This is a genomic window from Phycisphaeraceae bacterium (genome assembly GCA_019636795.1).
GTDB lineage: Bacteria > Planctomycetota > Phycisphaerae > Phycisphaerales > UBA1924 > JAHBWW01.
This window is the reverse complement of sequence record JAHBWW010000003.1, coordinates 77,641-91,148: the sequence shown is the minus strand read 5'-3', so window position 1 is coordinate 91,148 and position 13,508 is coordinate 77,641. Positions and strand designations below refer to the sequence as shown.

Annotated in this window: 10 protein-coding genes; 7 read left to right on the top strand and 3 right to left on the bottom strand. The window is 59.2% G+C overall.

Going from position 1 to position 13,508, the window contains the following annotated elements; genetic code table 11:
- Window positions 1-9 precede the first annotated feature (9 nt).
- Window positions 10-1,980: a hypothetical protein gene (locus KF757_06565; GenBank protein MBX3322636.1), complete on the top strand. Its 1,971-nt coding sequence runs from the start codon at window positions 10-12 to the stop codon at window positions 1,978-1,980.
- 9 nt (window positions 1,981-1,989) lie between these two features.
- On the opposite strand, the gene KF757_06560 is transcribed toward KF757_06565, so the two are convergent.
- The gene (locus tag KF757_06560) at window positions 1,990-2,967 is read right to left on the bottom strand and encodes a phosphoribosylaminoimidazolesuccinocarboxamide synthase (protein MBX3322635.1); all 978 of its coding nucleotides are present in this window, start codon (window positions 2,965-2,967) and stop codon (window positions 1,990-1,992) included.
- 115 nt (window positions 2,968-3,082) lie between these two features.
- Here KF757_06560 and KF757_06555 point away from each other — a divergent pair, with 115 nt between their 5' ends.
- The 6 genes from KF757_06555 (at window position 3,083) to KF757_06530 (ending at window position 11,150) form a co-directional block, all read left to right on the top strand.
- Window positions 3,083-4,957: an endo-1,4-beta-xylanase gene (locus KF757_06555; GenBank protein ID MBX3322634.1), complete on the top strand. Its 1,875-nt coding sequence runs from the start codon at window positions 3,083-3,085 to the stop codon at window positions 4,955-4,957.
- Window positions 4,958-4,984: 27 nt separating this feature from the next.
- Window positions 4,985-5,527 carry a ComEA family DNA-binding protein gene (locus KF757_06550; protein ID MBX3322633.1) on the top strand — a complete coding sequence of 181 codons (543 nt, stop codon included), beginning with the start codon at window positions 4,985-4,987 and terminating at the stop codon, window positions 5,525-5,527.
- Window positions 5,527-8,892: a transcription-repair coupling factor gene (gene mfd, locus KF757_06545; protein MBX3322632.1), complete on the top strand. Its 3,366-nt coding sequence runs from the start codon at window positions 5,527-5,529 to the stop codon at window positions 8,890-8,892. The genes KF757_06550 and mfd overlap by 1 nt, the downstream gene beginning before the upstream one ends.
- A gap of 110 nt (window positions 8,893-9,002) precedes the next feature.
- Window positions 9,003-9,716, top strand: coding sequence for a phosphate signaling complex protein PhoU (phoU, locus tag KF757_06540; GenBank protein MBX3322631.1), 714 nt, complete (start codon window positions 9,003-9,005; stop codon window positions 9,714-9,716).
- A gap of 96 nt (window positions 9,717-9,812) precedes the next feature.
- Window positions 9,813-10,160 (top strand): Hpt domain-containing protein, encoded by a 348-nt coding sequence (locus tag KF757_06535; protein ID MBX3322630.1) that lies wholly within the window; start codon window positions 9,813-9,815, stop codon window positions 10,158-10,160.
- 24 nt (window positions 10,161-10,184) lie between these two features.
- Complete coding sequence (locus tag KF757_06530; GenBank protein ID MBX3322629.1) at window positions 10,185-11,150, top strand: diguanylate cyclase; 966 nt, start codon at window positions 10,185-10,187, stop codon at window positions 11,148-11,150.
- A gap of 21 nt (window positions 11,151-11,171) precedes the next feature.
- Here KF757_06530 and KF757_06525 read toward each other — a convergent pair whose 3' ends face one another.
- Both KF757_06525 and gpmI read right to left on the bottom strand, forming a co-directional pair.
- Window positions 11,172-11,780 (bottom strand): acyloxyacyl hydrolase, encoded by a 609-nt coding sequence (locus KF757_06525; GenBank protein ID MBX3322628.1) that lies wholly within the window; start codon window positions 11,778-11,780, stop codon window positions 11,172-11,174.
- A 71-nt stretch (window positions 11,781-11,851) separates the two neighbouring features.
- Window positions 11,852-13,477, bottom strand: coding sequence for a 2,3-bisphosphoglycerate-independent phosphoglycerate mutase (gene gpmI / locus KF757_06520; GenBank protein ID MBX3322627.1), 1,626 nt, complete (start codon window positions 13,475-13,477; stop codon window positions 11,852-11,854).
- Between the last annotated feature and the right edge of the window lie 31 nt (window positions 13,478-13,508).

Below are 13,508 nucleotides of genomic sequence, written 5' to 3'. Positions count from 1 at the left end.
GATGATCTCGTGAACTCCGGCCTCATCATCAGGATCATCGCCATCGGGTGCGTTTTGCTCGGACTCAGCGTCTCGGCGGGGTTCTCGTACCAACTCGCCGGCTCGGTCGGACAGCACAAACTCTCGTATACCGATCGCGTCGAAGAAGGTGATCCGCCGCAGGTTGCGCTGGGCATCGCGATGGGCGCGTTCCGAGGCCTGTTCGTCAACATTCTCTGGATCCGCGCCAACGAGCTCAAGGAACAGGGCAAGTACTACGAGGCGATCGAACTCTCCAAGGCCATCACTCGCCTTCAACCTCGTTTTCCGCGTGTGTGGGCATTCCACGCCTGGAACATGGCCTACAACATCTCAGTCGTCACGCAGACTCCGGAAGAGCGCTGGCAGTGGGTTCAGGCTGGAATTCGCCTCCTCCGCGATGAAGGCATCAAGTACAACCCTAATGAGATGCTTCTCTACAAGGAACTTTCGTGGATCTATATCCACAAAATCGGCGGCTATACAGACGATTCGAGCCAGTTCTATAAGCGAAAGGTCGCGGCAGAATGGACCGAGATTCTCGGGCGTCCGCCACTTGTCCGCTTGGCCGACTCGCAGTCACGCGAAGATGTCATCAATCTCTTCGCCAACTGGATCCGTGTCATTGTCGAGGCGCCCGATTCAAGAGCGGGTGTAATCGCGCGATCACCAAATGCAGCTGCACTCATCGCCCAGATCGAATCCCGCGTCGGATTCGAGTCCTATCGCGAGTTGCTGACGAGGTACACATTTCACAGCGAACTCGTAGGCTCTCCACTGCGAGGGCTCTATGTCAGCGAGTGGGGGGACAAAAACAAGGCATTCGCCGAGCTTCTCGCAGATCCACAGTACGAGCAGGCCTGGGATGTGTTCATCGCACACGCCCGCAAACGTGTCATCATCGACGATTTCAACATGAATCCGCACACGATGGAACGTCTCACCCGTCGGTGGGGCCCCATCGACTGGCGTCATCCCATGGCTCACGCACTCTACTGGTCCGCTCTGGGTGTCGAACGGGGCGAGGAACGCGTCAGTCTCGAAAACGCCACCGCGTTCGACTTTGTGAACACCAACCGCATGATCATGCAGTCTCTTGCCGAACTCTGGCGCGGCGGTGAGGTGTACTTCAACTACCTCGAGTTCAAGAGCGGTGGCGAAGGTGTCTATCTCGCGATGCCCAACGTCTACTTTTCCGAGTCCTATGGCGATCTACACGAACAAATCGTTCGACTGGGTGGTGTCTTCGAGGACCGTCGTCGCCGCGCTCTCACACCGTACGCGACCGGCTACGAAAACTTCATGCAGGACGTTGTGTCCATGTACTTTCGTCGCGGGCAGGTGGCCGAAGCCGAACGCTGGTACGAACGCCTGCGCACATTCGAAGGCCAGAACATCAACGATCCGAACCGCTCGGTGCAGTACTCAAGACCAATCGAAGAGTTCGTACTTTCAAATCTGAACGATCGCTGGGATTCCCCCAATGTTGCTCGGCAGGAGACCTTTGCCTCACTCCAGCAGGCCTACGCCTGGCTTCTGGCGGGAGATGCCGACCGATTCCGCGGCGGGCTTGAGTATGCTGCAAAGGCCCACGAATACTACATGGTCAAGCAGTATCGCCCGATGGTCGCCAGTGGCACAACCGCTCGAATGGAGTACCTTCCCCGAGACTTCAGGTACTTTGCCGGCATCGTCTTTGTGCTCACATTCAACGCTCTATCTCTGACCGATGCCGAACTGCTCTACCAACTCGCTCCGAACGATCTGAAGCAATACGCATATGACTCGCTCGTCTCGACATACGAGGACGTGGTCAAGCAGATGCATGCCAAAGGCGAGTCCGAGCCCTTTTCGACGCTCTTTCCCGAGCCTCCTGGCATGGCCGAGTTTCGCATAGCCATTCGCCAACGCGAGGCTCAGGAACTGGCCTTCCGCGACTCTCTCAATGTCGAGCAGAAGTAACGCCCAGCCTCAACTGTACACAAGTCTGTCTCGCGCTTCGCGATAGCGTTCGAGCGTTCCTTGCACGACATCTTCAGGAAGCCGTGGGCCCGGTGGGCTCTTGTCCCAACGACCGCTCTCGACAAGCGTTTCGAGATACTCACGCAGGAACTGCTTGTCAAAACTCTTCTGTGGCCCACCCGGGCGGTAATGCGCTTCAGGCCAGAAGCGTGAACTATCGGGCGTCAATGCTTCATCGATCAACATCGGCTCATCATCAATAATGCGCCCGGCCTCATCGACCGGCAATCCGAACTCAAACTTCGTATCCGCAATGATGATGCCTCGTTTCTCAGCGTGTGCCGATGCCATCGCATATATCGCCAGTGAAACATCGCGCAATCGTTCCATCAACTCCCGCCCGACCGCGGCACAGGCTTGCTCAAACGAGACATTCTCATCGTGTGTCCCTCGTTCAGCCTTGGTCGCAGGCGTGAAAATCGGGTGCGGGAGTCTTTCGCACTGCTGAAGCCCACGCGGCAGTTCTACGCCACAAATCCCACCCGTGTGCCGATAGTCCTTCCATCCCGAGCCTTCAAGGTATCCACGCACCACACACTCGATCGGCACAACACGGCACCGCTGACCGATCATGCTCCGTCCATGCAGGTCCGCCCGCGTCACGCTCGCCCCATCGAATGCTGACTCAGGAATCAGCCCCGCGTCCGTCGAGATCAGGTGAGTTCGGCAAAGCCCCGCCGACTCGATCATCCGAAGCCAGAATGTCGCTATTTCCGTCAGGAGGATCCCTTTTCCAGGAATCGGTGACGGCATCACCACGTCAAAGGCCGAGATCCGATCCGATGCCACCAGCAGCAGACTAGCCCGTTCCGCGATCGTTCCTGGCGGAAGGTGGTAGACGTCGCGTACCTTTCCCTCGGCACGCCCTGAAAGGCGCAGGTCTGTTCCGCGAACACTGGTGTTTTCGGTGGGGGGAGAGTTGCTCACGGCCAATGGTATCCGCCGATTCCCCCTGCCCGAAAGTCATTGCGGTTCCGACTCGCCCAAGCCGGGGCACGATCGTACAGTTTCCATCCTCCAAAGGCGGAGGCCAGGGTCCAGCATGCTGAGTTTCGTAGTTTTCGATGGCGACCTTCCCGCGACCACGCTCGCAGTGCGCCACGCCCATCTTGTCGGCCCCGACAATTCTCCGGTTGCGGGGGATATTCGCTTTGAGGATGGTTTGATCCGTTGCATCAAGCCCAATATCGAGGCTGCCGGCCTGTCCATGCAAATCGCCCTCGATTCGGCGGTCCTGCACAAACTCGCGCCCACCCGCAGCGGCGACGAAATGCTCGACGAAAAGGCGTTTCGGGAAAAAATCCGTGCCGAGCGTGCCCGTCGAGCTCAGGGTGCTCAAGCCCTTGGCGAAGCCGCGCCATCTCCCGAAGCCGAAGTCATGTCTTTCGACCGTCTGACCGCTCTGGGGGTTCTCACGCTCCAGACCTGCTTGCTTCCCGAACGCGACGAGCCATATCTCCTCACGCTCGAACTCGCACGCCATCGCCTCATGTTGTTTCTCTACAAACTCGAGGACTGGCAACTCTTCGACCTCCCGCGCGATCACCAGATCATGCAGCTCTTTGAACAGGCAAGGCTCACATTCACCGATGCCCTCGTCGCCCAGAGGCACGGTCTTGGCGACAACAGCGAAGGAACCTCCGCCACATTCGGCTACTCGGCCGACGCCAATCGCCTTGCGCTGCGCGCTCTTTGGCTCGCCATCGATGCCAGCGAACGACTCGCTCTACTCAACGCCGCGACGGAGTTCGGGCCTCGCATGTCCGGGCAACTGCACCGTCAGGCACTCGAAGATCAACCCGGCGGTTCGGCCGACCGCACCGCACGAGGTGTCGTCGCAACCGTAATTTCCCCCAACCGCGTCGGCGTCATCCTGCCCATGCGCCCCGCACTCGGCTGCGCAATCTCCCCCGGAGCCTTCTTCGACACCGCCCAGGATGTCGCCCTCAAGTGTTCCGAGTTCGTCACCATGCCCATGCGATGGGCTGAGATGGAACCAACCGAAGGCCGGTACCTTTTTCAGAACACAGACCGCTGGATCGAATGGGCCGTGCGCAAGGCAAAACTCCCTGTTGTCGCCGGACCAGTCGTCGATCTTCGACCCTGTTCGGTTCCCGATTGGCTCTATATCTGGGAGAATGACTACGAGACACTGCGCGAACTCGTGTACGAGCACGTCAAGAATGTCGTGACGCGATATCGCCGCACCATCGCACGCTGGACCATTGTTTCGGGCTTGCACGCAAACACGAACTTCGCGTTGACGTTCGACCAGATGATGGACCTGACCCGCATCTGCGTGATGGTGGTGCGCAAACTGCACCCGGCCGCACGAATCCAGGTCGAACTCACGCATCCGTGGGGCGAGTACTACACAGGTTCACGCCGCTCGCTTCCGCCTCTGCTCTACGCCGACATGCTCACGCAATCGGGCATCATGGTCGATTCATTCGGCCTGCGCGTGCAGATGGGGCAGCCCGAACAGGGCCAATCCGTGCGCGATCTTATGGAGTTCTCTGCCATGCTTGATCGATGCGCGATGCTCGAAAAACCGATCAGCCTGACCGCAGTTGGTGCCCCTAGCGCAACGCCAGAATCCGTCGGCCACCCCGAACTGGCTGACCGAAATCCCGGCTCGTGGCGCAAGCCCTGGACCGAGCAGGTCCAGGCCGACTGGGCCACCTCAGTTTTGGCCATCGCCCTTTCCAAACCATTCATTCAGAGCGTCTGCTGGCACGAGCTGTATGACCTTCCCCAGCCCGCCGAGATGCCCCGAGGCGGCCTGATCTCGGTCAGCGGCCACCCCAAAGTCATCGTCGAACGCATCGTTGAACTCCGCGATGCCCTCGAGAACGAACGCCCCCCGCGCGGACTCGAAGATTATTCAGTCCTCGGCGGTAAACCCGTTGCTCACTGACCACCCCCCAGACGTTACACTAGATCCATGACATCTTTGAACTCGACACACAGTTCGACCATGGTGCTCTGCAAGTACATTGCTTGCTTTGTCGCAGGTCTGGCGGTGATGGGTTCGGCATGGGCGCTTGTCGGAAGTCGCTCGCCAGCGCCCGCACCCGCATACCAGGTGCCGCTGCCGCCTGTGCTTGCCTCACGCTCACCCGCACCCATCCCCGATGCCCCGCCTCAGCAACCTCCGGCTCAGCAACAGATCGCCACCCCTGTCGAGCAACCCGTTTCACCTCAACAATCGGCACCGCCCATTCAGGCCACTACAACTCCAGCGCCCGAGATACCCGAGCAACTGCCGCCCCCCATTGGCAGTTCTCCGGTTCCACTTCGCATCAATGTCAACACAGCCACACAGCGAGAGCTCGAACTCCTGCCAGGAATCGGGCCCGCACTCTCCCAGCGAATCATCGAAGAACGCATGCGCGGCCGATTCCGAACCCTCTCCGATCTTGACCGTGTACGGGGCATCGGCCCCCGCACACTCGAACGCCTCGAAGACCTGATCGTCTTCGAATAATGTCTTCGCATCGAGCCTGCCCGCTCGAAGCACTCTTGTTCAGTATGGACATCATCAAGATCATCAGCACGGCACCAAAGGTCTCGAACCTCGCAGGGCAGGTGCGCGCCGGCAGACGCTGCGTGGCTACCGGTGTCGCAGGTTCCTCCACGACCTTCCTCGCGGCCTCTCTCGCACTCTCACTCGGTGTACCCGTATTACTCGTCACAGCACACCTCGACGATGCCGATGAAGTGCTCGATGAACTTGCCGACGACCCCAATTCGTGCCCGGTCCTCAAACTTCCGGCTATGGAAGTTCTCGCAGGCGAAGAGTCGGTCCACGCCGACCTGCTCGCCGAACGGCTATTGGCCGTCCGTACTGCATCGGCAATTCTGCCAGACAAACCGTGCGTGCTCGTCGCGTCGATCCAGGCGCTGATGCAGTCCGTCCCGACCGAAGGCGCAATGGAATCTCTTGTCCGCACCATTCGCGTTGGCCAGCCGCTTGACCAGACCGAGTTCTGCACGTGGCTTGTCAGTGTTGGTTATCGTCGCACCGACGCAATCGAAGAACAAGGCGACTTTGCCGTCCGAGGAGGAATCCTCGATATCTTCACCCCGGCAGCCTCCGGAACCCCCATTCGTCTCGACTTCTTCGGCGACGAGATCGAACGCATCAACGAAGTCGATCTCGACACCCTTGGCTCCGATCGGCAAATTCAATCCGTCAACATCGTCACACCCGACGCACATAAGGCTCTGCACTGCGAAGGCGTGTGCTTTGTGGACATCCTACCGCCCACTCTCGTGGCCATGCTTGCCGAGACACTCGAAATCGTCGAACAGGCCAGAGGTTACTTCGAGCGCGTCACCGACGGCCGCGGGATCTTCGGCCCCCCGGCTGTTCTCTCACGTCTCGAACAGCACAGCGCGTTGCTCATCGAAGTCAATCAGTTTTCGGGCGGTGCCTCCTCCGCCGACGTCCGCATCCAACTCCCCTTCGAGTCGCTTCCTCCAATCGCTCAGGACACACCAGAAGCCTTTGCAGATCTGGGCCGACTCGCAGAGGAATCGCAAGTCGTCATCGCGTGCCAGAACGAAGGCGAGAAGTCCCGATTTGTCGAACTCCTGGCTGAGCACATTCCGAATCGACCCGCGATCGTGAGCATCGATCGGTATGTACATCGTGGCTTTGTGATTGAAGAGCCGAATCGTGTCGCTGTTTTGCCATACCACGAACTTCTGCATCGCTTCGATGCCCGCCGCCGCGGCGCCAAACTTCGCCAGTCGCGCGCAACCGACACCTTTCTCGGCTTTTCTGTCGGTGATTACGTCGTCCACGCCGATCACGGCATTGCCCTCTTCGTCGGCCTGCAATTGCTCAAACCTCGACGCCTCCCGGGTCAGCCCGAGCCTCCAAAGTCCGAACGCGAGGAGTACATGACTCTCGAGTTCGCCAGTTCCTCTCGCCTCCACGTTCCGTGCACTCAGATCGACAAGGTTCAGAAATACGTCGGCGGATTCAGCGGCAAGCCTCCGCTCTCGACCATCGGCGGCGTCAAATGGAAAAACCAGAAAGAACGCGTGGCAGATTCTGTCCGCGATCTGGCTGCCGAACTCTTGCGTGTTCGTGCCGCACGCGAGCATCTTCCCGGAATCCAGTACGCTGCCGACACGCCATGGCAACAGGAGTTTGAAGCAGAGTTTCCGTACCAGGAAACCGAAGACCAGCTCGCAGCAGTAGGGGAGATCAAACGCGACATGCAGTCCCCGCGCCCGATGGATCGCCTCCTTTGTGGCGACGTTGGTTTCGGCAAGACCGAACTGGCCATCCGCGCTGCATTCAAGGCCTGTGAGTTCGGCAAGCAGGTTGCTGTGCTTGTCCCCACAACCGTCCTTGCCGAGCAACATGAACGCACTTTTTCGAGCCGATTTCGCGATTATCCGTTTCGCGTAGAGTCCCTCAGCCGCTTCAAGACCACGAAAGAAATCAATGACACACTCATGCGTCTGCGCAAGGGTGAGATCGATGTCGTCATCGGCACGCATCGCCTTTTATCAAAGGACGTCCGATTCGCCGACCTCGGACTGGTCATCATCGACGAAGAACAACGCTTCGGCGTCGAACACAAGGAACGCCTGCTCCAATTGCGCATGCTCGTTGACGTGCTCACCCTTTCGGCCACTCCGATCCCGCGCACGCTTCACATGGCTATGCTCGGCCTGCGCGACATCTCAAGCCTCTCGACTCCTCCGCTCGACCGCCGCGCCATCGTCACCGAAGTCATCCCATATAACTCCGAGCGCATCGCACGAGCCATTGCACGCGAACTGGCGCGCGAAGGCCAGGTCTACTTCGTCCACAACCGAGTTCACAACATCAACAGCGTCGCTGGCGAAGTGCAGCGTTTGGCCCCTGGTGCTCGCATTGTCGTAGGCCACGGACAGATGCCGCCGGGCGAACTCGAAGAAGTTATGCTCAAGTTCATGCGTCGCCAGGCCGACATTCTCGTCTCCACCACCATCATCGAATCTGGCATCGACAATCCGACCGCCAATACCATGATCATCAACGATGCAGACCGTTTCGGTCTGGCCGATCTCCACCAACTCCGAGGCCGAGTCGGACGCTATAAGCATCGCGCATACTGCTATCTGCTTCTTTCCCCAGAACGAACGGTGCGTGAGGTGGCTCAGAAGCGACTCAAGGCCATCGAGCAATACTCGATGCTCGGTGCAGGGTTCAAGATTGCCATGCGCGACCTTGAGATTCGCGGCGCTGGCAACATTCTCGGTGCCGAGCAATCCGGACACATCGCCGCTGTTGGGTACGAGATGTTCTGCCGCCTGCTCGAACAAGCCGTTCAGGAACTCACGCATGGCCGCGCCATTGAGCCTCCAAGCGCCACAACCGTTGAAATCGGAGTGTCTGGTCTTATACCACGCCATTACATTCCGTCCGACGTGCGTCGCCTCGAAGCCTACCGACGCATCGCCATCGCCCCTACACGCGCCGAAATCGAGATCGTCCGCACTGACCTCGAAGCCGCGTACGGCACACCGCCTACGCAGGTCGAAAACTTACTCGAGCTCGCAGAACTTCGCGTGGCGGCGGCCGCTGTCGATATCCGTACGCTCACCATACGCGGGCAGGATGTTGTCCTTCTTTCGTCAAACCCAGAACCCGCAGCCGCATTGCTCCGTACCGGGCAGGGAACCGTCCGAGTCATCGGTCCCGAACTCGCCCAAACCAATGCTCGGGATATCAGCGGCGAACCATTGTCCGAAATCTATCTTCGTCTTCCGCCCAATCACCTCGCGCCCGAAACCCTCCTCCGGATTCTCAGGCACAGATTGAACCCCCCGATTCAGCCGAAAGTTTGAGTTCCCATCGCTGCAGCGCCGATAAGTGTTAAATCTGCGCATAGGATCACTCTTGTGACATTTTCCATCGCGTAGGGTTCCTTGCTGAGTGCTGGAGAGAGGCGTTGCTCATGGCTGCTGAGGCTTTTGGTCAATTCGGGACTTCACGCGATGGCGATTCGATGCTCCAACGAGAGCTGCTGCGCCTGCGTCGCCGTCTGGTGACTGAAGCCTCATATGCCATTGCGATGCTCGAGTCTTCTCTGACAGCACTCTGGACCGGCAATCACGAACAGGCCGCCGACGTGCGCCGACAGGAAGACCGGGTCGATGAAGAAGAAGTGGCCATCGAGCAGGAGTGCCTGCGTCTGATGACCCTTCGGCAGCCGTTCGCTCACGACTTTCGCGTGCTCACTTTCTGCCTCAAGGTCAACGAGGATGTCGAGCGCGTCGCCGACCACGCGTCCTCAATTGCCAAGATCACGAGAAGACTTGAGAATTCTTCCGATATTCCCTGGCCCACCGCCCTGCGTGACATGGGGGATCGCGTCCCGGCCATGTGCCACAACCTCCTCCGCGCCGTGCTCAATGAAGACGTCGATGCCGCCCGGATGCTCATCTCGGGTGACAAAGTCATCGATGACCTCGACCGAAAACTCTTCGAGGAAGTCCGAGAATGGATCGAACGCGATGTCTCAGCCGTGCAACACGCCCTCCTGGCCTACCGCATCGGCCGAGAACTCGAGCGTGTTGGTGATCTCATGGCCAACATTGCCGAGGACGTCGTGTATCTCGCGACAGGCGTTATTGTTCGCCACTCTAAGCGCCGCGACCCTGCATCCTGAATCGTTACAGGCGTGCATCACGCCGATTCCTTTTGCTGGTCTCCCATCAACTCGGTAGGCTGCAATGCCGAAGACATTGATGAGGGAGGTCTCAGCATGGGCCAAGACGCATTCCGGCGCGATCCGATTACCAGTACCTTTGCCGATGATCCCGAGATGAAGGAACTTATCGGTCTCTTCATCCAGGAACTGCCGCAACGTGTAGCCGCACTCGAACAAGCGTGGAACTCCGCCGATCTCGGCTCGCTCCGCCGACTCGCACACCAACTCAAGGGCTCCGCAGCCGGGTTCGGGTTCGAGAGCATCGGGATCGCAGCGGGCGAACTCGAATCCCCACTTCGCGATCGTCCAGTCCAGTCCGACGCTCTTGATGGCGTCGAGCACCAGTTCCGCGAGCTCGTTGCTCTCTGTTCTCACGCTGTCGCCGGCGTTCGCCACACCTGAGTCTCTTGCATCGGCGGTGCTCGCATGCACACAGTCGGCCCCGAACAACACGCCCACGACGAGATCAAACCCGTCGTGCTCCTCATCGACGATTGCGCCGATATTCATCGTCTGCTTCAGGCACGCCTGCGCTCCGAGTCTCTCGATCTCGTGACCACCTTTACTGGCGAAGAAGGTCTCGCACTCGCCCGTGCATTGCGCCCCGCCGTCATCATTCTCGACCTTCAGATGGAAAAAATGGACGGGTTCGAAGTTCTTCGCAGCCTCAAGGACGACTCCACTCTCCACGAAATTCCCGTGATTGTTCTCTCTGGCCGCACCGGGAGCGACGACAAGGTCACCGCCTTCGATCTTGGCGCATCAGACTATGTGACTAAGCCCTTCAATCTTGCAGAACTTCGAGCGCGAGTTCGCGCAGCCATTCGATTCAGTTCGCTCCTCAACATGCTCGCACAGCGGGCACAAGTCGACGGACTCAGCGGCCTGTGGAACAGAGCCCACTTCGATGCACAATGGGCAGCAGAACACGCACGCAACATTCGCTATGGCAGCCCGCTTTCACTGGCCATGGTCGACATCGATCACTTCAAGTCCATCAACGACACCTACGGCCATCCCGCTGGAGACACCGTCATCCAGACGCTCGCACGCCTCATGCTCAAGGAAGTCCGGCAGACCGACATTGTGTGCCGCTATGGTGGCGAAGAATTCGCCGTCATCATGCCCGAGACCTCGCCAAAGCAGGCCTCCGAACTTTGTGAACGTATCCGTACCCGTTTCGAACAGCTGCGTTGGCCCAAGCACCCCGAGCGGCTCGTCACCACCTCAATGGGCATCGCCGGGGCCTCTGGTTCGACCGCGATCGAGCCATGGAAGTGGATCGAAGAAGCCGACAAGTCCCTCTATCAGGCCAAACGATCCGGGCGCAACCGCATCGTCGTGAGGGATCTCGATAGCATGGCTACACCGCGCCTCGCAGACGCCGGCTGATACATTGCCCCATCACACACTTCAGTTGAACGGGATGCTGAATCCGGCATACACCATCACACCGTCGCGATCCGGATTGTTGCTGTCGCCCGTTACACGCGCGTTGGAAACATGGTGCCACCGCACGCCAAGCTCAAGCCGATGCCCAACGTCATTGAGCCGATATGTCACACCACCACCCGCCCGCGGCATGAAATTGAAACTCGTCCCACCTGACGGCACATCGTCGCTCGCCAGCAACACACCGATCCCCGCATCCGCAAAGATCGTCCATGGGTCGGAAAAGATCGTCCATGGGTCGGATTTGATCAAATGCCATCGAAACGTGAAACTCGGATTGAATCCAAACGCCGTATCACCTTCCTGATCGAAGTACCACAGCCCGCCCTCGAGCCGAATCTCGATGTCCTGCACGAGAAATCGGCTCCACGTCACGAAGACGTTGTAATCCGTCGATTCGTCGTCGCTTTCAAGTGCCCACGCCACTCCTCCACCGAACGTCAGTCGCGTATGCCCCGGTTCAAGAAACGCTGGTCCGGCCTTCTGCAAATCAAACGCGATCGTTCCGGTCTCCAACCTCGAATCGACCGCCACAGAACCGCTGTCGCCCTGCGGATCGCTCGTTGACATCCCAATCATCATCATTACTGAAAGAATGAGCATGGCAACAGGATAGCGAGGTCTTGCCCGCTCGGAAACCCTCACCGATCAATCAGCGAGATCCCCGTCATCTCGGCCGGCTTCTCAAGCCCCATCATCGCCAAGGCGGTGGGGACCAGGTCCGCAAGCCGACCCCCGGCTTTGAGTTTCGCACCTCGAAACGCCTCGCCCACCACGATCATCGGCACGTCATACGTTGTGTGTGCTGTGTGCGGAGTATTCGACAACGGATCCCACATCTGCTCCGCGTTGCCGTGGTCCGCAGTCACGATCAACGCGCCGCCTCGCGCCAGCGTCTTGTCCACAATCTTTCCGACGCACTCATCGACCACTTCGCAAGCCCGGACGGTCGCCTCCAGATTGCCCGTGTGCCCGACCATATCGCCGTTGGCAAAGTTGACAACGATGAACGCCTCGCAATCCGCAGCATCTAGCCGACGAAGCACAGCCTCGCAAACCTCCCGGGCAGCCATCTCCGGCTTCTGGTCGTACGTCGATACCTTCGGACTCTGCGGGTTTTCCCGATGTTCACCTTCGAATGGCGCATCCCGGTAGTCATTGAAGAAAAACGTGACATGCGGATATTTCTCAGACTCCGCACATCGAAACTGTGTCAACCCCGCCTTCGAAAGATGCTCTCCCGCAATGTTTACCATCTTGGGCGGCTTGGGAAACGCGACCTTCACATGCCCCGCAAGTTCCTCCCAATACGCCGTCATCGTCACATAACACACCCTCAGCCGCTCGCCCCGATCAAATCCGATCCGCCCCGAGTCTGGCGACGGCTTGACCTTCGCCCACGCCTCATCGGGAAACACAAACGCAGCCGAGATTTCGCGAGGCCTATCCCCGCGATAGTTGTAGAAAATCACAGTGTCATCGTTGCTGATGCGCGTCGCGTGCGCCTCGGCATCATCCGCCGCAATGACTGTGGGGGGGATGTACTCATCGCCCTTGAGGTTTGCAGCCGCCGGAGTGTCGTAGTACGCCCTGATCGCTTCAGTTGCCGACTTCGACCGCTGCACCTGGCCGCGCCCCGTCAGGCAGTCATACGCCTTCTGCACACGCTCCCAGCGATTGTCGCGATCCATCGCAAAGTACCGCCCGATCACCGACGCGATCCGGCCGACCCCGATCTCCGTGCACGCTCTTTCAACCTGCCCCGCGAACTCAATCCCCGAGAACGGCCCTGTATCACGCCCGTCCGTGAATAGATGCACGAACACCCGATCCCCGGGCTGGCCCAGCGTCTTGCATGCGTGCAGGACCGCGTACAGGTGCTCCAGCAGGCCATGCACTCCCGCATCCGAGCAAATCCCCATCAGGTGGACCGATCGCTTCTTTGCCTTGGCTTGGCCGATTGCCTTGGCAATGACCTCGTTCTTTTCCAGCCCGCCCCGGCACGCCTTCGTGATCGCAACCGATTCCTGATCGACCACTCTCCCCGCGCCGATATTCTGGTGCCCGACCTCCGAATTGCCCATCGTCCCCGCGGGCAATCCCACATCTTCCCCGCTTGTCTTGATCAGTGTGCTGGGCCACTCGGTCATCAGACGATCGGACACCGGCGTCCTCGCCAGTTTCACCGCATTGAACACATCATGTTCCGAGTTCGGATTTTCGCCCCAGCCATCACGAATAATCAACACCATCGGCGTCTGTGCCACTCTAAATCCTTCCCCTGTTCAGGTAGTCCGC